Consider the following 23867-nt stretch of genomic DNA (forward strand, 5'->3'; position numbering starts at 1 on the left):
ACCGTCTGGCAGTTTCCGCGGGAACTGTGCCTGAGCCTTTTCGCTGAACACAAATCATCGAAAATGCTCAATCCTTTTGTTTTTGCCGCATGCACCCGCGCCGAAGCGAGCCCGCTTCGGCTGGAAATGCACTAGCGAAACTCGAAACGTTCGAACTCGACGCGGCGCGGTGACTTGCCGAGTTCCTTTAACCCCTTTTCGATAGCCAGCCGCAGCGGCGGCGGCCCACAGAACCACAGGTCGGCCTCCGCCGGGTCCATCGCCGTGCCGGATACGAGCTTTGCCGCATCGAGCCGCCCGTCGGTCGCGGAATTGTGCAGGACGAAGCTGAAATTGCCGAGCTTGTCGGCCTGCGCACGGAACGTCTCGAGGCCGATCGCCTCCGCACCGTCGCGCACGCAATAGACCATATGGATGTCCTGACCCTCGTCGCCCTTCAGCCGGCTCGCCATGGCGAGGAACGGCGTCACGCCGATGCCGCCAGCAAGCCAGATCTGCTTCTTGCCGCCGCGTCTGTGGTTGAAGTGGCCGTATCCGCCCTCGAGCGTCAGCGCATCGCCGACGGCAACCGTTTCCCGCAACGCCTTGGTATAGTCGCCGAGCGGCTTGATGGCGAAGCGCACCGTACCGTCCTCGTCGATGCCGGCGATGGTGAAGGGGTGCGGTTCGCGCAGTCCGGCCTTGTTGACGCGGAAAAAGCCGAACTGGCCGGGCAAGGCCCTGAGCTTGCTGCGGGTGGGCCTCGCCGTGATGATCGTCGCGCCCTCGTGGCGCTCGACATCCACCACCTGGTATTTTCGCGTGCGGATCCAGGGCAGAAGCTGGGTATAGGCATAGCTGACGATGCCGAGCAGCGCGAAGAGGTTGAGATAGACCGCCAGCAGCGCCGTGCCGTCATAGGGGCGCTTGATGAACATTTGATGGAAGGCGACCAGAACGAACAGCAGGCCGATGAACCGGTGGGTAAAGCGCCAGAACTGATAGGGTATCTGGAAGCGTGTCTTCGGAATGACCTTCACGAGGCTGAGCACGAGCAGGAAGACGAAGCCGTAGAAGGCCCATTCGCCGGCGGTTTTTGCGAGCCTGTTGAGATCGCCGGTCAGCGAAAGCCCTTGGAAGTCCGGTGTCACGAAATAGTGCACGAGGATAAGACAGAGCACCGCGATGCCGATCTTGCGGTGGAAATGATAGATGCGGTCGAGCCCGCCGAACAGCCGCTCCACCAGCGGCGGACGCGTGGCCATGAATTGCGCGATCGCCATGGCGACGAAGGCCATCGAGGAGGCCATCAGGGACAGGGTCGTTGCGCCATTGGTGTGGCTGACCGCCGGAACGGCGAGAACGCCGGCGGCAACGATCAGCAGAGTCGCGACGATGGAACCCGCGGTCAATCTATCCCCCAAAATGGAACTGGTCCTGAATGCCGGCATGCTTGCAAGGCCGCATGACATTCGTCAACCGCAATCCTCCTATCGACGGGCGGCCCGGCGGCTTTATTCGCCGCCTTGTGGCAAGCGGGGCGAAAACCGGCACGAGGCATCGATATGACAGTGGACCGGGCCACATAGCCATGACCGTCCACCCCCCAGGCGAATCGGCAAGAAGGATAAAATCGCTCCTGAACCGCCTCCGAGAGCCGGTGGTCCGCCCCGCCGACACGTCGCTGATATATCAGCCTGCTTGCTATCCGCTTTGCGACATGGCACCAAGTGATATATCAACGGAGTCTCCGCATGACGGCATCCGCGGCCTCGCAGGCCCACCTCGCCTATCTCGCCCTTGAGGGCCTGATCGTGACCCTGAAGCTGAAACCCGGCGCGCTTGTCACCGAAAAGCAGCTGATCGAGCTTTCGGGGCACGGCCGCACGCCGGTCCGCGAAGCGATCCAGAAGCTGGAATGGCAGGGGCTCATCGTGGTGCGGCCGCGCGCCGGCCTGCAGATCGCCGCGATCCGCCCGGACGATCATGCCGACGTCATGACCACGCGCCGCCAGCTGGAACCCTTGGCCGCAGCACTTGTCGCCCGCCATGCCAGCGACGCGCAGCGCGAAAGGCTGGTCGCCTGCGCACAGGCCATGACCGCCTGCTCGATCAACTCGGATATCGAAGGCTTCCTCGCCGCCGACAAGACTTTCGACGAGATCATGGAGGAGGCCTGCCCCAACCGCTTTCTCATCGCCGCCCTCGCCTCGCTGCAGACCCATGCGCGGCGCCTGTGGTTCACCCGCGCCGACAGCCGCCGCATGGATCGCTCCGTGGACCTGCACGTGAAGGTCATCCGCGCGATCCGCAACGGCGACCCTGCCGCCGCATCGGCCGCGATGACCGATTTGCTGGAAGAACTGTCCCGCTGAAACGAAAACGGCGGCCGATAGGGCCGCCGCTTTGTGAAAGGAATGTCTCGCCGCTCAGTCGACGAAGGCGCGCTCGATGACGAACTCGGCGGGCTTGCTGTTGGCGCCTTCCGTGAGGCCGGCCTGCTCCAGCAGGGCCTTGGTTTCCTTGAGCATGGCCGAGGAACCGCAGATCATGCCGCGGTCGATGGCAGGATCGAAACGCGGCACGCCGAGATCGGCAAACATCTTGCCGTTGGCGATGAGGTCGGTGATGCGGCCCTGGAATGGGAAGTCCTCACGGGTCACGGTCGCGTAGTGGCGCAGCTTGTCGCCGACGACCTCGGCCAGGAATTCGTGGTTGCGGATTTCCTCCACGAGGTCGAAACCGTATTTCAGCTCGGCCACTTCGCGGCATGTATGGGTCAGGATGACCTCGTCGAACTTCTCATAGGTCTCCGGGTCGCGGATGAGGCTCGCAAAAGGCGCGATGCCCGTGCCGGTGGAGAACATGTAGAGCCGCTTGCCGGGAGTGAGCGCATCGAGAACCAGCGTGCCGGTCGGCTTCTTGCGCATCAGCACGGTATCGCCCGGCTTGATCTGCTGGAGATGCGAGGTCAGCGGGCCGTCCGGCACCTTGATCGAGAAGAATTCCAGCTCCTCGTCCCAGGCCGGGCTTGCGATCGAATAGGCGCGGTAGATCGGCTTGTCGCCGACCATCAGGCCGATCATGGCGAATTCGCCGGAACGGAAGCGGAAGCTTTCGGGGCGCGTCATGCGGAAGCGGAACAGGTGATCCGTGTAGTGCTGCACGCTCGTCACCGTCTCGGCGAAAACGCCGGCGGGAATGGTTGCCACAAAGTCTTCTGTCTTGGCCGGTGCGTTCATGTCTGGATCGGTCCTGTCTGCGTCGGAAAATCTTGACGATAGGCAGATATTACATGTTGAGCAGCAAAGGAAGGTATTCCGTTCCAATGCGCCGAATGGCCGCGCAATAGTTTGCCGGCCATTCGATATTGCCTTCGTCGTGCCTGACGTCCTTGATCTCGCTCAAGCCTACCACGCGATTGCGGCCTTTGCCGGTCGCGGCGATGCGAAATCAGGCCCTGCGGCGCCAGCTGTACGAGCCCACTTCCTGGGAAGGACGCGCCGTTGGCTGGTAATGGTTTTCGATGCCCGGAAGGCGGTTTTCGGACAGGCGCTTCAGCGCCGTCGCATTGCTGACCGCAAAGCTGTCGATGCCACAGCGCAGCATCAACGGGATCTGGTCGATCAGCACATCGCCGACGGCCCGGATCTCGCCGGTATAAGCGAGTCGCGAGCGCAGCAGCGAGGCATGGCTGAAGGCCCGGCCATCGTTGAAGGCCGGAAACGCCACCGCGACCAGCGCGATGCGGTCCAGATGGCCGTCCAGCCTGCGCACGTCGTCCGCCGGATTGATCAGCACGCCAAGGCCGGTTTCGCCGCCCTCGGAGACTTTCGCCAGGAAATCGTCGAGCCCGACGATCGCCTTCTCGTTCGAGCCCGCCTTGGCGTCCTCGGTTTCGATCACCCAGGGATCGTCGGCCACAAAACCGGCTTCGTTCCAGATTTTCGTCATGATCGCTCTCCTCAGGCCGCCGCAGCCGTCTTGTCACCGTAGAGCGCATCCTTGAAGGGCTGCGGTCCGACGCGACGATAGGCATCGAGGAAGATTTCCGAGGGATCGAGGCGCAAGCCGAGATAGGTGTTCACGATCACCTCCACGGCATCCGTCACCTTCTCCGGCTCGAAGCCGCGCCCGATGATTTCGCCGATCGAGGTGTTCTCGTCGCCTGACCCGCCGAGCGTGATCTGGTAGAGTTCCTCGCCCTTCTTCTCCACGCCCAGAAGGCCGATATGGCCGACATGGTGGTGGCCGCAGGCGTTGATGCAGCCGGAGATCTTGATCTTCAGCTCGCCGATTTCCGCCTGCCGCGCGGGGGAACCGAAACGGGTCGAGAGTTCCTGCGCGACCGGGATCGAGCGCGCATTGGCCAGCGCGCAGTAGTCCAGCCCCGGACAGGCGATGATATCCGTGATCAGGCCGGCATTGGCGGTCGCAAGACCCGCAGCGACCAGCCCGCGATAGACCGGCTCCAGATCCGCCAGCGCGACATGCGGCAGGATGAGGTTCTGCTCGTGGCTGACGCGGATCTCGTCGAAGGCATATTCCTCGGCGATATCGGCGACGGCCTCCATCTGCGTGTCGGTCGCGTCGCCCGGAATGCCGCCGATCGGCTTCAGCGAGATCGTCACCATGCCGTAGTCGGGATGCTTGTGCGGCTGCACGTTGTTCTGCACCCAGCGTGCGAATTCCGGGTCCGCCTTCTTCCACTGCGCAAGGTTCGCCCAGCCTTCTGCACGGGGGCCGAGTTCCGGCGGCGCGAAATAGGCCGAAATCGCGGCAACGTCGCGCTCGGGCAGCTTCAGCTCGGTGTCGCGCAGCTCGGCGAACTCGGCCTCCACCTGACGCGAAAGCTCCTCCACGCCGGTCTCGTGCACGAGAATCTTGATGCGTGCCTTGTACTTGTTGTCGCGGCGGCCGTGCAGGTTGTACACGCGCATGATGGCGGTCGTGTAGGACAAGAGGTCCTGTTCCGGCAGGAAGTCGCGGATCTTCTTGGCGATCATCGGCGTGCGGCCCTGCCCGCCGCCGACATAGACGGCAAAGCCGATCTCGCCCTTCTCGTTCTTCTTCAGGTGCAGGCCGATGTCATGCACCTGGATGGCGGCGCGATCGCGTTCCGCACCCGTCACGGCGATCTTGAACTTGCGCGGCAGGAAGGAGAATTCCGGGTGTACGGACGACCACTGACGCAAGATCTCCGCATATGGCCGGGGATCGGCGACCTCATCGGCGGCAGCGCCGGCGAAATGGTCGGCCGTGACATTGCGAATGCAGTTGCCCGACGTCTGGAGCGCATGCATCTCGACGGTGGCGAGATCGGCCAGCGCGTCCGGCAGTTCCGAGAGCTTCGGCCAGTTGTACTGGATGTTCTGGCGCGTGGTGAAATGGCCATAGCCACGGTCGTACTTGCGCGCGATAAAAGCGAGCTTGCGCATCTGGCGGGCGTTCAGCGTGCCATAGGGAATGGCGACGCGCAGCATATAGGCGTGCAGCTGCAGGTAGACGCCGTTCATCAGGCGCAGCGGCTTGAAGGCATCCTCGGCCAGTTCACCGGACAGGCGGCGCGCGACCTGATCGCGGAACTGCTCCACACGGTCGGAGACAAAGGCGTGGTCGAATTCGTCGTAACGGTACATTGAAACGTCCTCAGGCGGCCGGTGCGGCCGTCGCAGTCAGGCCGGAATAACCGGCGGCATAGGCAATGGATGGTCCTTCGGCACGGATGCGCTCGCGCATGCGCAGCGGCCGCAGGACGCCGTCGACTTCTTCGACGTCCACGACGTTGACGTCAACCACCTTGTTGTCGGCGAAGGCCTGCTTGCCGGTGGCCTCCAGCGCGTCGACGGCCTCCTTGTGGCGCGCCACGAAGGCGTCCTGGAGATGTTCGTTCCAGTTGCCGGCGGCATCCAGCCAGACGGAGATGCCGTCGGAAAGGCGGTTGGCTGTCAGAACCTTGTCGGCCATGTCATGCTCCCAATGCTGCTGTCGTGCGAACCGGCTCGCGCACGAGCGGTTCGGAATGTTCGAAATTGGCGCCGGCGACGGCGTCGCCGATGATCACCATGACCGGGCCGGAAAGCTCGTCGCGATGCTCCAGGCCCGGCAGATCCTTGAGGGTACCATGCAGCAGCCGCTTCTCGCGCCTGCTGGCATTTTCCACCACGGCGACGGTCGTCTCGGCCGGCAGGCCGGCTTCCATCAGGCGCGCGGCGACGGAAGCGGCGACCGTGCGGCCCATATAGACGGCCACGGTCGCGCCGGAAATGGCCAGACGCGCCCAGTCCGGCAGAACCGATCCCGTCAGGTCGTGGCCCGTCGTGAAGACGAGCGAGGAGGCGACGCCGCGCAGCGTCAGCGGCAGCTCGAAATCGGCGGCCGCGGCAAAGGCCGAGGTGATGCCCGGCACGATCTCGTAGGTCACGCCGGCCCGGCGCAAAGCGGCCATTTCCTCGCCGGCGCGGCCATAGACGAGCGGATCGCCGGATTTCAACCGCACGACGCGCTTGCCCGCCTTGCCGAGTTCCACCAGGAGATCGTTGATCTCTTCCTGCGACTTGGAGTGGCACCCCTTGCGCTTGCCGACGGACAGGCGCTCGGCATCGCGGCGCCCCATGTCGACAATCGCTTGCGGCACCAGGGCATCGAAGACGATGACGTCTGCTTCCATCATCACGCGCTGCGCACGCAACGTCAGCAGGTCTTCCGCGCCCGGGCCGGCGCCGACGAGCCAGACATGGCCGGCTGCTTTGCCCTGCGAATTCAGGAGTGTATTGGCCGTGCGGCGCGCCAGCTCGACATCACCATTGTTGACGGCATCTGCCACGGCGCCCTGGAAGAACCGCCGCCAGAACACCCGGCGCGTCACACCGCGCGGCAGGATACGGTCCACAGCTTCGCGGTAGCCGTTGGCGAGGCCGGCAAGACGACCGAGCGAGGGCGAAAGGAGCTGGTCGACCTGGGCGCGGATCATCTGGGCCAGCACGGGCCCCGCCCCTTCGGTGCCGATCGCGACGGCCACGGGCGCGCGATTGACGAGCGCCGGCGTGAAGAAATCGCAATATTCCGGCTGGTCGACGGCATTGACGGGGATGCGAAGCGCCCGGGCGGCCGCGGCAATGGCCCGGTCCGCGGCGGCGTCGCCGGTCGCCGCGAACACCAGCGCCGCGCCGTCGATGAGCGCGTCGGAAAAGGGCGCGCGGATGAGGACGAGCCCCTTGTCCGCGATGAATCGCTCGAAATCGGCGTCCGGGGTTTCGGCGACAACGACGATGCGGGCATCGGTATTGAACAGCAGGCGCGCCTTGGCGAAGGCCTCATCGCCTTCGCCCACGACAACGACCGTCCTGCCGCTGACGCGGAAGAACGCCGGGAATGTCGAAAGCTTGCTCTGCGCCTCAGTCATGATCCGATCCGGTTGGAGTGTGCGCACTATCGCGAAAAATTGCCAGAAACAAAAGAAACATAAATTCCAATGCCCAAGGCGGGGCGTATTGTTTTGCTCTGCACCCCCGCATTTTGAGCATAAGTCACCGGCCGCCCTTGCCTCTTCGCCGCCGCGCCCGCTAAGGATGGCCATCAAGCCAAAGGGAAATCCCACATGGACCAGGCAACCCTTGCCAAGCGCCTTCTCGACGTCATCCAGTCCGATATCCTGCCCCTGACTCAGACGGGTGTCGCCGCCGGCAACAAGGTTTTCGGCGCCGCGATCCTGCGCAAGTCCGACCTGTCGCTCGTCATCGCCGAAACCAACAACGAGACCGAAAATCCGCTCTGGCACGGCGAAGTGCATACGCTGAAACGCCTCTACGAGCGCGTGGAAAAGCCCGATACCAAAGACTACGTCTTCCTGTCGACGCATGAGCCCTGCTCGATGTGCCTGTCGGCGATCACCTGGGCCGGCTTCGACAATTTCTACTATTTCTTCAGCCACGAGGATTCGCGAGACAGCTTTGCCATCCCGCACGATCTGCGCATCCTCAAGGAGGTCTTCCGGCTGGAGCCGGGCGGCTATGCGAAGACGAACGCCTTCTGGCACTCCGCCGCCATCGCAGACCTTATCGCGACCGCAGGCGACGAAGAAAAGGCAGCGCTGAAAGCGCAGGATGCCGAGATCCGGGCCGCCTATGATGCGCTTTCGGAGAGCTACCAGTCCGGCAAGGCCGGAAACGCCATCCCGCTGAATTGAGACCCGCCATGCAGCCGAGCCGCGACATAGACCGCCTGATCGAGATCATGCAGGCCCTGCGCCAGCCGGAAACCGGCTGCCCCTGGGATATCGTCCAGACCTTCGAGACCATCAAGCCCTACACGATCGAGGAGGCCTACGAGGTCGCCGACGCGATCGAACGCAACGACATGGACGATCTCTGCGAGGAGCTGGGCGACCTGCTGCTCCAGGTCGTCTTCCATGCGCGGATCGCCGAGGAGCGCGGCGCGTTCGATTTCGGCAGTGTCGTGGAGGCCGTCACCCGCAAGATGATCCGCCGCCACCCGCATGTCTTCGAGCGCTCGGATGCACAGACGCCGGAGGCTGTGAAGCTGCAATGGGACGCGATCAAGCAGGCGGAGAAGCGTGAACGCAAGGAGCGCCGCGCCCTCCGCGGCCTGCCAGAGGACCCGCTGCGCGGCCATCTCGGCTCCGTGCAGCGCTCCTTCCCGGCCCTCGTCGAGGCGCTGAAGCTCCAGGAACGCGCGGCCAAGGTCGGCTTCGACTGGTCCGAACCGGCGCCCATCCTCGACAAGATCGAGGAAGAGATCGGCGAACTGCGCGCGGCTCTTGCCGCCGGCGACCAGACAGCCGTCGCCGACGAACTCGGCGACCTGATCTTCGCGCTGGTCAATATCGGTCGTCACGTCGGCGCCGATCCGGAAATGGCGCTGCGCGGCACCAACACCAAGTTCCGCAACCGCTTCTCGCATATCGAAGACAGTCTCGCCGCCAATGGCGAAAGCCTGGAGGATGCGACGCTGGAGCGAATGGAACATTTGTGGCAGGCTGCGAAGCAGATCGAGCGGCAGCTGGCAAAATAGCGCTGGTGGCGGCTCGAAAATAGATGCCGATGCGTGGATTCGCAGCCATGGTGCGCCACCCTACCAAATCCGCCACCGGCGGTCATCTCACCAACGCCGTTACCTGCGTTTACCCCACCCACCGGCGTCATCCTCGGGCTTGACCCGAGGATCCAAGCGGCAAGCTCAGCGGGTGTGGGTGGATCCTCAAGCCCGAGGATGACGATGGAGAGGTTTTAGGAAGGTTTTAAGCGTTCAAGAAAAGGAGAGGTCTCAAACTTTCCAATAAGCGTGAATGCAAGGTGCCGAAGGCAATAGCCTTACCGCTCCCAATCCTCGCGCACCGGCTTGCCGCCGATGCCGAGGCGTCGGTCGAGCTCGGCGGCTTCGGTCTCCGTCAGCCGCAGTTCCAGCCGCACATTGCCGTCTTCCAGGTCCTCGCGCGCATCGACGATCGAATGATCGTAGATCCAGGGCAGAAGCTGCAACTGTGTGACGGGCACGATGACGTCACGGTCGACCAGCACGCCGGAAAGCCGCTTGTTGATCTCGTCAAGCAGGGCGTCGACGCCCTCGCCCGAAATGGCGGAAACGGCAATGACGTTCGGCTGCGTCGCGGCCTTGTTCACCAGCGCCTCGCGCGCCTCCGGCTCAAGCCGGTCGATCTTGTTCCAGACCTCGAGGATGCGCTCGGCGCCGTCCTTCTCGTCGATGCCGAGATCGGCGAGGATGCGCAGGACATCGGACGATTGCGCGCCGTTGTCCGGGTCGGACATATCGCGCACATGCAGGATGAGATCGGCCTCCAGCACCTCTTCCAGCGTCGCCCGGAAGGCCGCCACGAGATGCGTCGGCAGGTCGGAGATGAAGCCCACCGTGTCGGAGAGGATGACGGTGCGGCCCTGCGGCAGCTTCATGCGGCGCAGCGTCGGGTCGAGCGTCGCAAACAGCATGTCCTCGGCCAGAACGCCCGCGCCGGTGATGCGGTTGAACAGCGTCGACTTGCCGGCATTGGTGTAGCCGACAAGCGCCACGATGGGATGCGGCACCTTCTTGCGTTTGGAGCGGTGCAGCTGGCGGGTGCGGCGCACCTGCTCCAGTTCGCGCTCCAGCTTGACGATCTTGTCCTGCAGCAGGCGGCGGTCGGCTTCGATCTGCGTTTCGCCGGGGCCGCCCATGAAGCCCGCGCCGCCGCGCTGGCGCTCAAGGTGGGTCCAGCTGCGCACGAGGCGGCCGCGCTGGTAGTTGAGATGCGCCAGCTCGACCTGCAACGTGCCTTCCTTGGTGGAGGCGCGGCGGCCGAAGATTTCGAGGATCAGGCCCGTGCGGTCGATGACCTTGGCGTTCCATTCCTTCTCGAGATTGCGCTGCTGGACCGGCGTCAGCGGATGATCGACAATCACGAGACCGGCATTGTGCTCGTCGAGCGCCGCCTTGATCTCCTCGATCTTTCCGGTGCCCAGCAGCGTGCCCGGCTTCGGCTGGGCGACCGGCACGAGCGCCGAATGCACGATCGTCAGGTCGATGGCGCGCGCGAGACCGACGGCCTCTTCCAGCCGCGCCTCGTCGGACCGCGTGATGACGGTCGGATCGGCTTTCCCGCGCGCCTTCAGAACGGGTGCGATGACCACGGCGCGCATGTCGTCCCGGTGCTTTTCAACATCCGGAACGAGGGAATCCTTGGAAGTATCGGATTTGCTAATCTTCGTTGGTCCTGTCAGGAGCCGTTTTCCTCGGTCTCGAACATCTGCAACGGCTGGCCGGGCATGATGGTCGAGATGGCGTGCTTGTACACGAGCTGCGAATGACCGTCGCGACGGAGCAGGACGCAGAAATTGTCGAAGGAGGTGACAACCCCGGTCAGCTTGACCCCGTTGATGAGAAAGATCGTCAGAGAAATCTTTTGCTTGCGAACGGTATTGAGAAAAAGATCCTGCAGGTTCTGAGAACGTTCCGCCATCGCGCCGCTTCTTTCTGATTGCCGGCCCTTGAGACCGGTTGACTGAAAATAAAATGTCCCCGTGGCCGGGAATGAATTTCCGGACCGCCGAGTTTGGTATCAAATCGCGGTCTTCTCCGCAACGTCGAAAAAGGCGTCGCGAATTTTCTGCGCGATGATTCCGGGATGGCCGTTGGCGATCGTCCGGCCGTCGATGGAGACGATCGGAAGGCAGATCGTCGTGGCGCCGGTGATGAAAACCTCGCGCGCCTCCAGCATTTCGGCAACGGAAAAGCGCCGTTCCGCAACCGGCAGGCCGAGCGTGGCGGCCACATCCAGCAGCGTGGTGCGGGTGATGCCGCGCAGGATGCCGGGATCGGCCGGCCGGGTCACGAGCGTGCCCGCCTTGTCGACGATCCAGAGATTCGTAGCGGCCCCTTCCGTCACATTGCCCTCGGCATCGACGAAGATCGCCTCATACCCGCCCGCCTCTTTCGCCTGCTGGCGCGCCAGCACATTGGGCAGCAGGCCGACGGTCTTGATATCCACCCTGCCCCAGCGGTTGTCGGGCGCGGTGAAGGCGCTGACACCAGCCGCATGTTTCGCCGCGATGGTCGCCGGGTTGAGCGATTTGGCCGTCACGATGAGCGAGGCGCGCACGTCGGGCGTCGGGAAGACGTGATCGCGGCGCGCCACGCCGCGCGACACCTGCACATAGACCAGGCCGTTCACCACGCGGTTGCGCCTGAGCACTTCGCGCATGATGCCCACGAGGGCCGCCCGCGGCATCGGCGGGCGGATGCGGATTTGGGAAAGCGACCGGTCGAGTCGGTCCAGATGCCGGGTCATGTCGACCAGAAAACCCTGCGCCACCTGGCAGACCTCGTACACCGCATCGCCGAACATCAGGCCGCGGTCCTCGATATGCACCGTCGCATCGGCGTGGCGCACGTAGCGGCCGTTCACATAGGCAAAGCGAAGCATGAGGCGATCCTGTTGCGATGCGGACGGGACGCGGGCCGCGTGTCCCGGTATGGCGGTCTAGAAATACTGGATACTGACGCGGAAGAGCTGCTCGACATGGCGCACCGATGCGGCCGCAGCAAACAGCACGACCCGGTCCTTCGCCTTGATCTTCGTGTTGCCATCCGGCCGGATGACCGTGCCCTCGCGGTAGACCGCGCCGATGCGGATGCCTGCCGGCAGCTCGATTTCGCGCAGCGGCTTTCCCACGAGCAGCGAGGTCTCCAGCGCCTCCGCCTCGATCACCTCCGCCGCGCCCTTCTGCACGGCATAGACCGAGCGGATACGCCCCTTGCGGACATGCTGGAGGATGCCCGAAATCGTCACCGCGCGCGGATTGATGTGGGAGTCGATGCCGAGCGTCTTGGTGAAATCCTCGTAGCTCGGGTCGTTGATCAGGACGAGGTTCTGCTTGCAGCCGAGGCGCTTGGCCATCACGCTGCCGAGAATGTTGATCTGGTCGTTGTTGGTGAGCGCGACGATCAGGTCCGCGTCCTGGATATCGGCCTGGAGCAACATCTTCTGGTCGAGCGCCGAACCGTGCAGGACGACCGTGTTGCGCAGCTTGTCGGCAACGGCGACGGCCCGCTCGCGGTCGCTCTCGATGATCTTCAGCCGCGTCTTCGGCTGGTAGTCCTCGATGGCGCGGGCGACGAAGTAGCCGATATTGCCACCGCCGGCGATGACGATGCGCGCCGCCTCCTGCTCCTCATGGCCAAACAAAGCGAGCGTGCGCCGCACATGCCCCTTGTCGCACACGACATAGGCGAGATCGCCGGAATGGAGCTGGTCGGACGAGCTCGGCACGAACAGCTTCCCGTTGGAAACGATGCCGGTCACCGTGGCATTCAGGTCGGGGAAAAGCTCGCTCAGCTGCTTCAGCGGCGTCTCGACGACCGGGCAATCCTCCATGCATTCGATGGCGACCATGACGATGCGATCGTCGGCGAAGCGCACCACATCGGTGGCGCCGGGAAACGAGATGCGCCGCAGCACCATCTTGCCCACCTCCACCTCCGGCGAGATGGTGACGTCGATGGGCATGTTCTCACGGGAGAAGAGGTCGGAATATTCAGGCGCGAGATAGCTCTGCGAGCGGATGCGGGCGATCTTGGTCGGCACGTTGAACAGCGAGTGCGCCACCTGGCAGGCGACCATGTTGATCTCGTCGTAGAGCGTCACGGCGATGATCATGTCGGCCTGGTCGGCGCCGGCCTTGGCCAGCACCTCCGGATGCGCGCCGTGGCCCACGACGCCGCTGACATCCAGCGTATCGGTGATGGCAGATATCAGCGAGGCCTTGTTGTCGATGACGGAGACATCGTTGCCCTCCTGCGAGAGGCGTTCCGCGATACCGTAGCCGACGCGTCCGGCGCCGCAGATGATGACCTTCATGCCCTGAACCCCAGAATCGCCTTAGGGCCTTATACGCCAAGCGATTTCAGTTTGCGATGGAGCGCCGAGCGCTCCATGCCGACGAATTCGGCCGTGCGGGAGATATTGCCGCCGAAGCGGTTGATCTGGGCGATCAGGTAGTCGCGCTCGAACATTTCGCGCGCCTCGCGCAGCGGCAGCGTCATGATGTGCTGGTCGCCCTGCGTGGAAATCTTCGGCAGCATGTCGCCCACTTCCGTCGGCAGCATGTCTGCCGAGATCGGCGTATCCGGGCCGTCGCTTCGGGCGAGGATCATCAGACGCTCGATATTGTTGCGCAGCTGGCGGATATTGCCCGGCCAGTCGTGCGCCTGGAGCACCGCCAGCGCATCGTCGCCGATCTTGCGGGCGCGGATGCCGGCCTGCTCGCTGACCTGGCGCATGAACATGTCGACGAGGAAGGGAATGTCTTCGCGCCGTTCCGCGAGCGGCGGCACGCGCAGCGGCACGACGGCCAGCCGGTGATAGAGGTCCTCACGGAAACCGCCTTCGGCGATCAGGCTTTCGAGATTGTAGGCGGTGGACGAGATGATGCGCACATCGACCTTGACCCGCTTGGAGCCACCGACGCGCTCGAACTGCTGGTCAACCAGCACGCGCAGGATCTTGTTCTGCGTCTCGCGCGGCATTTCGCCGATCTCGTCGAGATAGAGGATGCCACCATGCGCCTCTTCCAGCACGCCGGTCCGGCGCGGCTGGCCGGGCGTTCCCTCGGTCCCGAAGAGCGCGATCTCCATGCGCTCCGGCGTGATCGCCGCCGCGTTCAGGACGACGAACGGCCCGTTCGCGCGGCTCGACTTGCGGTGGATCATGCGCGCCACCAGTTCCTTGCCGGAACCGGACGGGCCGAGGATCATGATGCGGCTGTTGGTCGGCGAGACCTTCTCGATGTTCTGGCGCAGCTGCGAGACCGCGACGGACGTGCCGATCAGCTCGACGGGATCGCCCGACCGCTTCTTCAGCTCCGTCACCTCGCGGCGCAGCTTGGAGTTCTCCAGCGCCCGTTCCGCGATCAGGATCAGCCGGTCGGCCTTGAAGGGCTTTTCGATGAAATCGTAGGCGCCGCGCCTGATGGCCGAGACGGCGGTCTCGATATTGCCGTGGCCCGAAATCATCACGACCGGCAGGTCCGGATGGCGGCTCTTGATCTCGTCGAGCAGCGCAAGCCCGTCGAGCTTAGAGCCCTGCATCCAGATGTCGAGGAAGACGAGGCGCGGCACGCGGTCGCTGATGGCGGCGAGCGCGCTGTCGCTATCGAAGGCGGTGCGGGTCTCGTGCCCCTCGTCCGACAGGATGCCGGAAACGATTTCGCGGATGTCCTCTTCGTCGTCCACTACGAGAATATCAGACGCCATGGCTTACTTCCTTGCTCTTATTCTTGTCCGCATCGACGGCCACCGTTTCCTCATAGGGCAGGATCACGCGGATCATCGCCCCGTGGCCGTGATCGAAATCCGCGGGGGCATCATGCAATTCCAGCTGCCCGCCATGGTCTTCGATGATCTTCTTCACGATGGCGAGGCCGAGGCCCGTGCCCTTCTCGCGCATCGTCATATAGGGTTCGAGAATGCGATGCCGGTTCTCGGTCGGCAGGCCCTTGCCGTTATCGATGACATCGACGACGAAACGCCGGCCCGGATCGTCCGCGACGGCCCGCACGAACACCCTCGGCTGCGCCCTCCCGGCATCCGGCGCCACGGCCTCGATGGCCTCGACGGCGTTCTTGATGAGATTGCCGAAGGCCTGCCCGAGCATGCGCTGGTCGAAGAGCCCCGTCAGCGGCACCTCGCCGAAATCCTTTTCGAAGGAGACATGGTTGTTGCCCATTTCGCGCAGGAATACGGCGTCCTTGAGGATGGTGCGCAGGTCCGAGCGCTCCTTCGTCGGCTTGGGCATGCGCGCGAAGGACGAGAACTCGTCCACCATGCGTCCGATATCCTCCACCTGCCGCACGATCGTATCCGTACACTGGTCGAACACCGCGCGGTCTTCCTGGTCGATCTGCTTGCCGTAACGGCGGCGGATGCGCTCGGCCGAAAGCTGGATCGGCGTCAGCGGGTTCTTGATTTCATGGGCGATGCGACGCGCCACATCCGCCCAGGCGGTCGAGCGTTGGGCGATGACGAGATCGGTGATGTCGTCGATCGTGACGACGTGCGAATCCTGCGCGTCCTTGGTTTCCTCGCGCGTCACCTGCACGTTCAGCGTCCGCTCCTTGCCGCCATGCATGATGTTGATCTGGCGGCGGTGGTCGTTGCGATAGCGCGTGGCGCCCTCGGCCAGCACCGCCGCGATTTCCGGCGCCACCTCCGACAGCGGCTTGCCGATCAGGTCGGCGGCATCCCGGCCGAGCAGGATCTCGGCGGAGGTGTTGACGATGGTCACGCGCCCGTCGCCCTCCACGCCGATGACGGCCGCCGTCACGCCGGACAGGACCGCCTCGATGAAGCGGCGGCGATCGTCGACCTCGTCCTTCGCATCGAGGATCTGCGCCTGCTGGATGCGGATTTCCGAGATCATCTTGTTGAAGGTACGCGAGAGATTGCCGACGTCGCCATCGGCGGTGCGGACCGGGACGGACACGTCGAGATTGCCCGAGGCGACGCTGTCGGCCGCGCCGATCAGCTGGCGGATCGGCCGCACGATACGGTCGGCGATCGCGATGGCCGTCCAGATCGCGGCGAGCAGCACGATCAGCGCGAAGCCGAGATAGAGCAGCCCGAAGGCGACCTGAAGCGGGGTGCGGCCGGATTCCAGCGCGCGGTATTCCGCGGTGTTCTCCTCCATCAGCCGCATGGAGCGCATCACTTCGGGGTCGACGGTGCGGATCGTGTAGAGGAACGCGTCGGAGATGTTTTCCAGCTTGATGATCGCGCCGACCAGGTTGGTCATGCCCGGCGGGATCAGCGTCGGCTGGCCGGCGGCAGAGGCGCGCAGCGCATCGGGCGGGACCGGCGGAAGCTCCCCCTCCACCTGGATATTGGCCTGGAGGATCGGCGAACCGTCGGCCCTGAGCAGAAAGGCGCCGAGCATGCCGCGCCCGCGCGCCTGCCGCGTCATGAGTTCGATGAAGCCGGAGCGGTCGAGGCTGTAGAGCTGGCGGTTGCGGTCGAGGTCGTTCGCCATCGAGACCGTCTGGCCCTGCAGGTAGCTGGCATTTTCCAGCATGTAGGCCTGCGCCACGTTGAGCGAGGAACTGACGATCGATTGCGTGCGGATGGAAAACCAGCGGTCGAGGCCGACATCGAGCGTGATCGAGGCGAAGATCGCGACCAGCACGGCCGGCGTTATGGCGACGATGGAAAACAGCGCCACGATGCGCACATGCAGGCGCGCCGCTGCACGGCCACGCCGGCGCGCGCGCAGCAGCCGCGCGATTTCCCGCCCGATCAGGAACATCAGACCGACGATGAAGATGGCATTGATCGCCGCCGAGGCGATGACGACGTTCGGTTCCGGGCGGATCGGCGTCAGGCCGAGCAGGATGAACAGCGAGATCGTGGCGGCGACGAGCGCGCCGCCGGCGAGCAACAGCCCGGGCAGCGCAAACGAGGCGCGGCGATCCGCGATGACCGTTCCGGTGTCTTCCTGCGAAAGCACGTCAACGTCTTCCGTCATCTGCCGCATCGCTTCCCCGGCCACGCGCCTGCCAGGCACGAAGGCTTTATCTCGTGTTTTCCGGGATGTACCGACCGTGTGTCAGGCGCGCCCGCGCCCCTGTCGTGACGGACGGGCGCGCGGACCGAGCCGACCGCCTCCCTCTGTTACCCTCAAGCAACAGATTGTGGCCAAAATGCAACGCCTTCGTCAGGCAAGTCAAGCCGAGCGGGAGCTTCTATAGACGGAAACGCCGAGTTCTCGGATTTTCTTGCGCAGCGTATTGCGATTGAGGCCGAGCAGATCGGCGGCCTTGATCTGGTTGCCGCGGGTCGCGGTCAGCGCGGCGAGAATCAGCGGATACTCCACTTCGGCCAGCACGCGGTCATAAAGGCCCGACGGCGGCAGGCCGTCGCCGAAGCTCGCGAAGTACTGACGCATGTTCTCCTCGACGGCCTGCGAGATCGATAGCGGGCCGGAGCGCACCACCGTCTTTTCCATCGGGCTGTCGGGAATGTCGGCCCTCAGTTCCGTCTCGATGATCTCGCGCGTGATGACGTCCTGCGGGTAAAGCGCGGTCAGCCGGCGCACGACGTTTTCCAGCTCGCGCACGTTGCCCGGCCAGGGATGCGCCTTCATCAGCTCCAGCGCTTCCTGGTCGAAGCGCTTGGCGTCGAGCCCTTCCTTCTCGGCCTGCTGCACGAAATGCCGCACGAGATCGGGAATGTCTTCCGCCCGGTCGCGCAGCGGCGGCAGGCGCAGCGGCACGACGTTGAGGCGGTAATAGAGATCCTCGCGGAACAGGCCCTGGTTGATGGACTGCTTGAGGTCCTTGTTGGTCGCCGCCACGATGCGCACATCGGTGCGGATCGGCGTGCGGCCGCCGACGGTGGTGTACTCGCCCTGCTGCAGCACGCGCAGCAGGCGCGTCTGCGCATCCATCGGCATGTCGCCGATCTCGTCGAGGAACAGCGTGCCGCCCTCGGCCTGCTCGAAGCGGCCCGTCGAGCGGTTCTGCGCGCCGGTGAAGGCCCCCTTTTCGTGGCCGAACAGCTCCGATTCGATGAGGTCGCGCGGGATCGCCGCCATGTTGATCGCGACGAAGGGCCCGTTTCGGCGCTTGCCGTAATCGTGCAGCGCACGGGCGACCAGCTCCTTGCCGGTGCCCGATTCACCGGTGATCATCAGCGTCAGGTCCGTCTGCATGAGACGGGCGAGCACGCGGTAGATTTCCTGCATGGCGGCCGAGCGCCCGACGAGCGGCATGCCGTCCTGCGTGTCGTCGTCCAGCCGCGCGGGCTTGCGCTTCGGCTCGGCCAGCGCGCGGCCGATGATGGCGATGAGCTCGGTCAGGTCGAAGGGCTTCGGGAGGTAGTCGTAGGCCCCCTTCTCCGAGGCCTTGATGGCCGTCATGAAGGTGTTTTGCGCGCTCATCACGAGCACCGGCAGATCCGGTCTCGCCTTCTTGATGCGCGGCAGAAGGTCGAAGGCGTTCTCGTCCGGCATCACGACGTCGGTCACGACGATATCGCCCTCGCCGGCGGCGACCCAGCGCCACAGCGTTGCCGCATTGGAGGTGATGCGCACGTCGTAGCCGGCCCGGCTGAGCGCCTGGTTGAGCACGGTGCGGATCGCGGCATCGTCATCGGCGACGAGGACTGTGGCGCCTGTCATCAATCATGTCCTTTGGTCTTGGGAAAGTCGTCGTCTTCGCTGATGCCGCGCGAGGCAGGCATCAGCACGCGAAAGGTGGTGCGGTTGGCCTGGCTGTCGCATTCCACGATGCCGCCATGCCCCCCGATGATCTTGGCGACCAGCGCAAGGCCGAGTCCGGATCCGTTCGTCTTGGTAGTGATGAAGGGATCGAACAGGTGCGGCACCAGGTCCGCCGGCACGCCCGGCCCGTTGTCGTGCACGCAGAATTCCAGCGGCAGCGAGATCTTTTCGCGCGTTCCGGCCACCGACAGCCTGATGCCCGGCCGGTAGGCGGTCGTCAGCTGGATTTCGCCTTCGTCCCGGTCGCCCACGGCCTCCGCGGCATTCTTGATGAGGTTCAGGAACACCTGCACGAGCTGGTCGCGATTGGCATAGACCGGCGGCAGCGACGGGTCGTAGAGCTCGGTGATCTTGATGTGCCGTGCAAAACCCGCCTTGGCGACGGCCTTCACATGATCGAGCACGGAATGGATGTTGATCGGCACGCGGTCGACGGGCCGCTCGTCCGAAAACACCTCCATGCGGTCGACCAGAGAGACGATGCGGTCCGTCTCGTCGCAGATCAGCCGCGTCAGCGCGCGATCCTCGTCGATGACGGAGGTCTCCAGAAGCTGCGCGGCGCCGCGGATGCCCGACAGGGGGTTCTTGATCTCATGCGCCAGCATCGAGGCGAGGCCGGTCACGGAGCGTGCGGCGGCGCGGTGCGTCAGCTGGCGGTCGATCTTGTCGGCCATCGAGCGCTCCTGGATCACCACGACGACGGAACCGGGATCGGTGGTGACGGGCGCGACATAGAGGTCGACGAGCTTGTCGGCGCCCAGCCGCGGCGAACTGAGGTCCACACGGTATTCGCTGACCGGCGCACGGCGCTCGCGCACCTGGTCGATCAGCGTCAGAAGCGGGCTGCCGAAGGGAATGACGCTTGCGATGTTGTGACGGGCGAGATAACCCGCGCTCGCCCCGAAGAAGGATTCCGCCTCCCAGTTGGCGAAGGACATCAGCCCCGCGCCATCGACCATGATCACCGGATTCTGGATGGCGTTCAGCACGGCGAGCGCCAGGTCCGGCGCATTCGGGTTTGCGGCCTTCTCCGTCATGCGGCCTCTCCGAGTTTTACCGGACCGTTCAGGATCGCCGCCGCCAGCCTGTCGGCCACGAAGGCGCTGTCGCGCGCGGTCATGATCGCCGCCTTGTCGGCCCCGGCAAGGCCGGGCGCAAAGCGCTCCAGATACCATCCGACATGCTTGCGCGCATGGCGCAGGCCCGCCTCGACGCCGTAGAAACCCAGCATCATGCGATAATGCTCGACGGCGACCGATGCGCATTCGTCCACGCCGGGATGCGGGCATGCCCCGGCCAGCACCGCGGGATGCCACGGGCGGCCCTGCGCGGAACGGCCGACCATGACGGCGTCCGCGCCGGAGCGCCGCAGGATTTCCCGCGCATCTTCAGCCGTATCGACATCGCCATTGGCAATGAGCGGGATCGACAGCACGTCGCGCACCGCGCGGATCGCATCCCAGTCCGCGCGCCCTTCGTAGAACTGCATGCGCGTGCGGCCATGCACGGTGATCATCGCCACACCCGCAGCCTCGGCGCGGGACGCGATATGCGGCGCATTCAGCGAATCGTGGTCCCAGCCCAGCCGCATCTTCACCGTCACCGGCACCTTCACGGCCTGGACGGTCGCCTCGATGAGGCCCAGCGCATGATCGGGATCGCGCATCAGCGCCGAACCGGAATAGCCGCCGATCACCTTCTTGGCGGGGCACCCCATATTGATGTCGATGATATCGGCGCCCTCGCCTTCGGCGATCCTCGCCGCCTCCGCCATCCAGTGCGCCTCGCGCCCGGCAAGCTGCACCATATGGGGACGGATGCCGCAATTGCGGATGCGCGACCAGCTTTCGCGCGCATTCAGCGCCAGTTCGCGGCTCGCCACCATCTCCGTCACGACCAGCCCCGCGCCGAAACGCCAGGCAAGATCGCGGAACGGCAGATCCGTCACGCCGGACATCGGCGCAAGGACAACCCGGTTCCTCAGGGTCTGGCCACCGACCGCAAGCGGCGCTGACAGGGTTGGAAGTGCCAAATGCTCATCTTTCAAGCAAGTCATGTCTTTGCATCATTTTTAGCCATTATTGTCGTTCTTGCCAAGCCGCAATCAAGGCCGGTGGCATTTTTCCTGTCAGCGCTGGAATTGCGGCATCCTTCCGGCTAAACCACCCCAAAACGCTTTGATACCGGAGGCAAGGAGCCGAAATGCAGGCGGAAAATGCGCACTCCTGCGGTGTGGTGATCGTTGCCGCCGGTCGCGGCGAGCGGGCCGGCAGCCATGCCGAAGGCCCCAAGCAGTACCGTCGTATCGGCGGAAAGCCTGTGATCTCCCATACGCTCGATCTGTTTGTCAATTGGCAGCCCGCCCGGCATATCGTCGTCGTGATACACCCCGATGACGCAGTCCTCTTCGAGATGGCGCGTGCGGCGGCAACGCCGGCCGGCAGCCGATTGACTGTGGTTCATGGTGGCGCCACGCGCCAGCAGTCCGTGCTTGCCGGGCTCGATGTGCTGACGGACCACGCCGTCAGCCATGTCCTCATCCAGGATGCCGTCCGCCCCTTCGTCGAGCCCGCCATCCTGGAACGCACCCTCACCGCCTTCAACCACGGTGCCCGGGCGGTGCTTCCCGCCGTCGCCGTCGCCGACACGCTGAAGCGGGCCGATGCCAACGGCAATGTCGCCGAGACGGTCTCCCGCTCCGGCCTGTTTGCCGCCCAGACGCCGCAGTCCTTCCATTTCGAAACGATCCTGGAGGCCCACCGCCGCGCGGCGGCCTCCGGCCGCACCGATTTCACCGACGATGCCTCGATTGCCGAGTGGGCCGGGGTCCGGGTGCACCTCGTCGAAGGCAGCGCCGGCAACGTCAAGCTTACATTGCAGAAGGATATCGCCATGGCCGACCAGCGCCTTTCCCACGCTCTACCGGACGTGCGCACCGGAAACGGCTATGACGTGCACCAGCTCGTCGCGGGCGACGGCGTGACGCTGTGCGGCCTGTTCATCCCGCACGACCAAAAACTGTCCGGCCATTCCGATGCCGACGTCGCGCTGCACGCGCTGACCGATGCCCTGCTCGCCACCTGCGGCGCCGGCGATATCGGCGATCACTTCCCGCCATCGGATCCGCAATGGAAGGGGGCAGCCTCGCGCATCTTCCTCGAACACGCCGCCGAAATCGTGCGCAAGGCCGGCGGCACCATCATGAATGCCGATATCTCGCTCATCGCCGAAGCGCCCAAGGTCGGCCCCCATCGCGATGCGATGCGCCGCAACCTCTCGGAATTTCTCGGCATTTCCATCGACCGCTGCTCGGTGAAGGCCACGACCAACGAGAAGATCGGCTTCATCGGCCGCCGCGAGGGCATCGCCGCCATCGCCACGGCCACCGTGGTCTACAGGGGGAGCGAAGCATGAGCATCTGGCCTCAGGACATCGAAGACGCTGCCCGCGCCATCGTCGCGGATTTTGAAAAGAAGAACCTGCTGATCGCCACGGCCGAGTCCTGCACCGCCGGCCTGATCGCCGGCGCCATCACCGAGATCGCGGGCTCCTCCACGGTGTTCGACCGCGGCTTCGTCACCTATTCCAACGAGGCCAAGCGCGAGATGATCGGCGTCGCCAACGCCACGCTGAAGGCCCATGGCGCGGTGTCGCGAGAGACGGCGCTGGAAATGGCCGAAGGCGCCATCGGCAATTCCGGCGCCAATATCTCGGTCGCCGTGACGGGCATTGCCGGCCCCGGCGGCGGTTCGGATGAGAAGCCCGTCGGCCTCGTGCATCTTGCCGCCGCGCGCACCGGCCGCAAGCCTCTGCACCGTGAGATGCGCTACGGCGATATCGGCCGCAGCGCCGTCAGGCTCGCCACGGTGCGCACCGCGCTCGAAATGCTCGCGGAAATCTCAGCCGATTGAAGACGCGGCGCCATAGATCGTCGCGGCGCGCTTTTCGAAGGCCTCGGTGAACATGCGAAACGCCCGGTCGAACATCGAGCCCATCAGCGCGCCGAGAATGCGGCTCTTGAACTCGTAGTCGATGTAGAAATGCACGGAGCAGCCGCCCCCCGGCAGCGCATCGAAGCGCCAGCGGTTGTCGAGATAACGAAACGGGCCGTCGATATATTTGACGTCGATCGCCCGTTCGGCCGCATTCAGCAGAACCTGCGTGGTGAATGTCTCGCGGATCGCCTTGTAGCCCACCGTCATGTCGGCCACGAGCAGTTCCTTGCCGTCGCGCTCCTTGCGCGAGCGGATCGACAGCGCCTCGCAGAGCGGCAGGAACTCCGGATAGCGCTCGACATCGGCGACGAGCGCATACATCTCTTCGGGCGTGTGGGGAACCGGGCGGCGGGTATCGAACTGAGGCATGGCCGAGAGCTAATGACCCGCGCGAACTCTTGCAAGTAGGCGGTCATTGTCGCGCCGCGATTTCAACACGCAAACCGGCACGTCGCGGCCATACGCCGCAAGGTTCTCGTCGATTTCAGGGCTTTCGGTCTTCTCGAAATTCCAGATGTAGCGCAGGAAATCCGCATCGATCCGCTCGGGGCAACCGTCGGCCATCTCGGGTCGCGACCGGCCCCGATAGCGCAGCCAGCGCGAAATCACGCCGTGGAGCGAAACGAGCCGCGGCGGACGCAGCCACAGAACAAGGTGCGTGCGCGGCAGGCGCAGCGGCAGCGTGCCGGGGCTGGTGCCGTCCATGATCCAGCGCTCCTGCGCCACAAGCGCCTTGAGCCTGTCCAGTGCCTCGGCCCGCGGCCGCTGCTGCCAGCCCGGCATCCAGAAGATGTCCCGGTCCATGGAAATGTGGGGCAGCGAAAGATGATCCGCGAGCTGCCGCGCCAGCGTGCTCTTGCCGCTGCCCGAGCAGCCGATGACCAGCACGCGCTCCGCGGTCTTCAGCCGTCCGGCCGCCTCTTCCAGCGCAATCGTCATGTCCAGCCTCCTGAAACCAAAAACCCCGCCGTCCGGCAGGACGGCGGGGCTTAAAGCATGGGCGCGCAAAAGTCTATTCCGCGGCGGCCAGCAGCTTCTTCTCCCGCGCGGCGCGCAGGCGGGCGAAATCGTCGCCGGCGTGGTGCGAGGATCGGGTGAGCGGGCTCGACGAC

General features: G+C 64.7%; 23 protein-coding genes. 6 read left to right on the plus strand and 17 right to left on the minus strand.

Annotation, left to right across the window (positions count from 1 at the left end; genetic code table 11):
• Positions 1–131: 131 nt before the first annotated feature.
• Positions 132–1391 carry a ferric reductase-like transmembrane domain-containing protein gene (locus GR158_RS24190; RefSeq protein ID WP_160872936.1) on the minus strand — a complete coding sequence of 420 codons (1260 nt, stop codon included), beginning with the start codon at positions 1389–1391 and terminating at the stop codon, positions 132–134.
• A gap of 342 nt (positions 1392–1733) precedes the next feature.
• Here GR158_RS24190 and GR158_RS24195 point away from each other — a divergent pair, with 342 nt between their 5' ends.
• Entirely contained in the window at positions 1734–2354 is a 621-nt protein-coding gene (locus GR158_RS24195; protein WP_134652107.1) for a GntR family transcriptional regulator, read from the plus strand.
• A 54-nt stretch (positions 2355–2408) separates the two neighbouring features.
• Here GR158_RS24195 and GR158_RS24200 read toward each other — a convergent pair whose 3' ends face one another.
• The 5 genes from GR158_RS24200 to cysG form a co-directional block, all read right to left on the minus strand.
• Complete coding sequence (locus GR158_RS24200; protein WP_134652109.1) at positions 2409–3221, minus strand: ferredoxin--NADP reductase; 813 nt, start codon at positions 3219–3221, stop codon at positions 2409–2411.
• Positions 3222–3432: 211 nt separating this feature from the next.
• Entirely contained in the window at positions 3433–3933 is a 501-nt protein-coding gene (locus GR158_RS24205; protein WP_134652112.1) for a DUF934 domain-containing protein, read from the minus strand.
• 11 nt (positions 3934–3944) lie between these two features.
• Positions 3945–5618, minus strand: coding sequence for a nitrite/sulfite reductase (locus GR158_RS24210; RefSeq protein WP_160872937.1), 1674 nt, complete (start codon positions 5616–5618; stop codon positions 3945–3947).
• 10 nt (positions 5619–5628) lie between these two features.
• Positions 5629–5946: a DUF2849 domain-containing protein gene (locus GR158_RS24215; protein WP_134652116.1), complete on the minus strand. Its 318-nt coding sequence runs from the start codon at positions 5944–5946 to the stop codon at positions 5629–5631.
• 1 nt (position 5947) lies between these two features.
• A complete protein-coding gene (gene cysG, locus GR158_RS24220; RefSeq protein WP_160872938.1) occupies positions 5948–7384 on the minus strand; it encodes a siroheme synthase CysG in 1437 nt (478 codons plus the stop codon).
• Between the two features lie 195 nt (positions 7385–7579).
• Here cysG and GR158_RS24225 point away from each other — a divergent pair, with 195 nt between their 5' ends.
• Positions 7580–8167 (plus strand): nucleoside deaminase, encoded by a 588-nt coding sequence (locus GR158_RS24225; RefSeq protein ID WP_160872939.1) that lies wholly within the window; start codon positions 7580–7582, stop codon positions 8165–8167.
• A gap of 8 nt (positions 8168–8175) precedes the next feature.
• On the plus strand, positions 8176–9012 hold the full coding sequence (gene mazG / locus GR158_RS24230) for a nucleoside triphosphate pyrophosphohydrolase (RefSeq protein WP_160872940.1): 837 nt from the start codon (positions 8176–8178) through the stop codon (positions 9010–9012).
• Positions 9013–9311: 299 nt separating this feature from the next.
• Here the strand turns inward: mazG and hflX are convergent, their stop codons facing one another.
• The 9 genes from hflX to dusB all read right to left on the minus strand — a co-directional run bounded on the left by hflX (position 9312) and on the right by dusB (position 20816).
• Complete coding sequence (hflX, locus tag GR158_RS24235; RefSeq protein ID WP_160872941.1) at positions 9312–10631, minus strand: GTPase HflX; 1320 nt, start codon at positions 10629–10631, stop codon at positions 9312–9314.
• Between the two features lie 77 nt (positions 10632–10708).
• Positions 10709–10951, minus strand: a complete 243-nt coding sequence (gene hfq / locus GR158_RS24240) for an RNA chaperone Hfq (RefSeq protein WP_134652126.1) — start codon at positions 10949–10951, stop codon at positions 10709–10711.
• Between the two features lie 99 nt (positions 10952–11050).
• Entirely contained in the window at positions 11051–11914 is an 864-nt protein-coding gene (locus GR158_RS24245; protein WP_160872942.1) for a D-amino-acid transaminase, read from the minus strand.
• A gap of 57 nt (positions 11915–11971) precedes the next feature.
• Positions 11972–13348 carry a Trk system potassium transporter TrkA gene (gene trkA / locus GR158_RS24250; RefSeq protein WP_134652130.1) on the minus strand — a complete coding sequence of 459 codons (1377 nt, stop codon included), beginning with the start codon at positions 13346–13348 and terminating at the stop codon, positions 11972–11974.
• A 29-nt stretch (positions 13349–13377) separates the two neighbouring features.
• The gene (locus GR158_RS24255; protein WP_134652132.1) at positions 13378–14742 is read right to left on the minus strand and encodes a sigma-54 dependent transcriptional regulator; all 1365 of its coding nucleotides are present in this window, start codon (positions 14740–14742) and stop codon (positions 13378–13380) included.
• Positions 14732–17005 (minus strand): PAS domain-containing sensor histidine kinase, encoded by a 2274-nt coding sequence (locus tag GR158_RS24260; protein ID WP_160872943.1) that lies wholly within the window; start codon positions 17003–17005, stop codon positions 14732–14734. Before GR158_RS24260 ends, GR158_RS24255 begins: the two co-directional genes overlap by 11 nt.
• A gap of 198 nt (positions 17006–17203) precedes the next feature.
• Positions 17204–18658, minus strand: coding sequence for a nitrogen regulation protein NR(I) (gene ntrC / locus GR158_RS24265; RefSeq protein WP_160872944.1), 1455 nt, complete (start codon positions 18656–18658; stop codon positions 17204–17206).
• On the minus strand, positions 18658–19797 hold the full coding sequence (locus tag GR158_RS24270) for a nitrogen regulation protein NR(II) (protein WP_160872945.1): 1140 nt from the start codon (positions 19795–19797) through the stop codon (positions 18658–18660). Before GR158_RS24270 ends, ntrC begins: the two co-directional genes overlap by 1 nt.
• The gene (gene dusB, locus GR158_RS24275) at positions 19794–20816 is read right to left on the minus strand and encodes a tRNA dihydrouridine synthase DusB (protein WP_160872946.1); all 1023 of its coding nucleotides are present in this window, start codon (positions 20814–20816) and stop codon (positions 19794–19796) included. The genes GR158_RS24270 and dusB overlap by 4 nt, the downstream gene beginning before the upstream one ends.
• On the opposite strand from dusB, the gene GR158_RS25545 reads away from it, so the two are divergent.
• From GR158_RS25545 to GR158_RS24285, 3 genes are read left to right on the plus strand one after another with little or no spacing between them, the layout of a single operon-like run.
• Positions 20793–20921 carry a hypothetical protein gene (locus tag GR158_RS25545; RefSeq protein ID WP_256365828.1) on the plus strand — a complete coding sequence of 43 codons (129 nt, stop codon included), beginning with the start codon at positions 20793–20795 and terminating at the stop codon, positions 20919–20921. The two genes, dusB and GR158_RS25545, sit on opposite strands and share 24 nt — an antisense overlap.
• A gap of 41 nt (positions 20922–20962) precedes the next feature.
• Positions 20963–22174 (plus strand): bifunctional 2-C-methyl-D-erythritol 4-phosphate cytidylyltransferase/2-C-methyl-D-erythritol 2,4-cyclodiphosphate synthase, encoded by a 1212-nt coding sequence (locus tag GR158_RS24280; RefSeq protein ID WP_160872947.1) that lies wholly within the window; start codon positions 20963–20965, stop codon positions 22172–22174.
• A 2-nt stretch (positions 22175–22176) separates the two neighbouring features.
• Entirely contained in the window at positions 22177–22671 is a 495-nt protein-coding gene (locus GR158_RS24285) for a CinA family protein (RefSeq protein WP_134652150.1), read from the plus strand.
• On the opposite strand, the gene GR158_RS24290 is transcribed toward GR158_RS24285, so the two are convergent.
• The gene (locus tag GR158_RS24290; protein ID WP_160872949.1) at positions 22660–23124 is read right to left on the minus strand and encodes a type II toxin-antitoxin system RatA family toxin; all 465 of its coding nucleotides are present in this window, start codon (positions 23122–23124) and stop codon (positions 22660–22662) included. The two genes, GR158_RS24285 and GR158_RS24290, sit on opposite strands and share 12 nt — an antisense overlap.
• A gap of 9 nt (positions 23125–23133) precedes the next feature.
• Positions 23134–23694 carry an AAA family ATPase gene (locus GR158_RS24295; protein WP_160872950.1) on the minus strand — a complete coding sequence of 187 codons (561 nt, stop codon included), beginning with the start codon at positions 23692–23694 and terminating at the stop codon, positions 23134–23136.
• Between the last annotated feature and the right edge of the window lie 173 nt (positions 23695–23867).

Source organism: Shinella sp. AETb1-6, assembly GCF_009826875.1.
In the GTDB taxonomy this organism is placed as follows: domain Bacteria; phylum Pseudomonadota; class Alphaproteobacteria; order Rhizobiales; family Rhizobiaceae; genus Shinella; species Shinella sumterensis.

Excerpts from the sequence above, each read along its gene's own strand:
- hfq (WP_134652126.1), bottom strand. The coding sequence starts at position 10,951 with ATGGCGGAACGTTCTCAGAACCTGCAGGATCTTTTTCTCAATACCGTT.
- GR158_RS24200 (WP_134652109.1), bottom strand. The coding sequence starts at position 3,221 with ATGAACGCACCGGCCAAGACAGAAGACTTTGTGGCAACCATTCCCGCC.
- GR158_RS25545 (WP_256365828.1), top strand. The coding sequence starts at position 20,793 with ATGCTCATCTTTCAAGCAAGTCATGTCTTTGCATCATTTTTAGCCATT.
- GR158_RS24245 (WP_160872942.1), bottom strand. The coding sequence starts at position 11,914 with ATGCTTCGCTTTGCCTATGTGAACGGCCGCTACGTGCGCCACGCCGAT.
- GR158_RS24225 (WP_160872939.1), top strand. The coding sequence starts at position 7,580 with ATGGACCAGGCAACCCTTGCCAAGCGCCTTCTCGACGTCATCCAGTCC.
- GR158_RS24205 (WP_134652112.1), bottom strand. The coding sequence starts at position 3,933 with ATGACGAAAATCTGGAACGAAGCCGGTTTTGTGGCCGACGATCCCTGG.
- ntrC (WP_160872944.1), bottom strand. The coding sequence starts at position 18,658 with ATGACAGGCGCCACAGTCCTCGTCGCCGATGACGATGCCGCGATCCGC.
- GR158_RS24260 (WP_160872943.1), bottom strand. The coding sequence starts at position 17,005 with ATGACGGAAGACGTTGACGTGCTTTCGCAGGAAGACACCGGAACGGTC.
- GR158_RS24280 (WP_160872947.1), top strand. The coding sequence starts at position 20,963 with ATGCAGGCGGAAAATGCGCACTCCTGCGGTGTGGTGATCGTTGCCGCC.
- GR158_RS24255 (WP_134652132.1), bottom strand. The coding sequence starts at position 14,742 with ATGGCGTCTGATATTCTCGTAGTGGACGACGAAGAGGACATCCGCGAA.
- GR158_RS24295 (WP_160872950.1), bottom strand. The coding sequence starts at position 23,694 with ATGACGATTGCGCTGGAAGAGGCGGCCGGACGGCTGAAGACCGCGGAG.
- mazG (WP_160872940.1), top strand. The coding sequence starts at position 8,176 with ATGCAGCCGAGCCGCGACATAGACCGCCTGATCGAGATCATGCAGGCC.
- GR158_RS24270 (WP_160872945.1), bottom strand. The coding sequence starts at position 19,797 with ATGACGGAGAAGGCCGCAAACCCGAATGCGCCGGACCTGGCGCTCGCC.
- hflX (WP_160872941.1), bottom strand. The coding sequence starts at position 10,631 with ATGCGCGCCGTGGTCATCGCACCCGTTCTGAAGGCGCGCGGGAAAGCC.
- trkA (WP_134652130.1), bottom strand. The coding sequence starts at position 13,348 with ATGAAGGTCATCATCTGCGGCGCCGGACGCGTCGGCTACGGTATCGCG.
- GR158_RS24195 (WP_134652107.1), top strand. The coding sequence starts at position 1,734 with ATGACGGCATCCGCGGCCTCGCAGGCCCACCTCGCCTATCTCGCCCTT.
- GR158_RS24290 (WP_160872949.1), bottom strand. The coding sequence starts at position 23,124 with ATGCCTCAGTTCGATACCCGCCGCCCGGTTCCCCACACGCCCGAAGAG.
- cysG (WP_160872938.1), bottom strand. The coding sequence starts at position 7,384 with ATGACTGAGGCGCAGAGCAAGCTTTCGACATTCCCGGCGTTCTTCCGC.
- GR158_RS24215 (WP_134652116.1), bottom strand. The coding sequence starts at position 5,946 with ATGGCCGACAAGGTTCTGACAGCCAACCGCCTTTCCGACGGCATCTCC.
- GR158_RS24210 (WP_160872937.1), bottom strand. The coding sequence starts at position 5,618 with ATGTACCGTTACGACGAATTCGACCACGCCTTTGTCTCCGACCGTGTG.
- dusB (WP_160872946.1), bottom strand. The coding sequence starts at position 20,816 with ATGACTTGCTTGAAAGATGAGCATTTGGCACTTCCAACCCTGTCAGCG.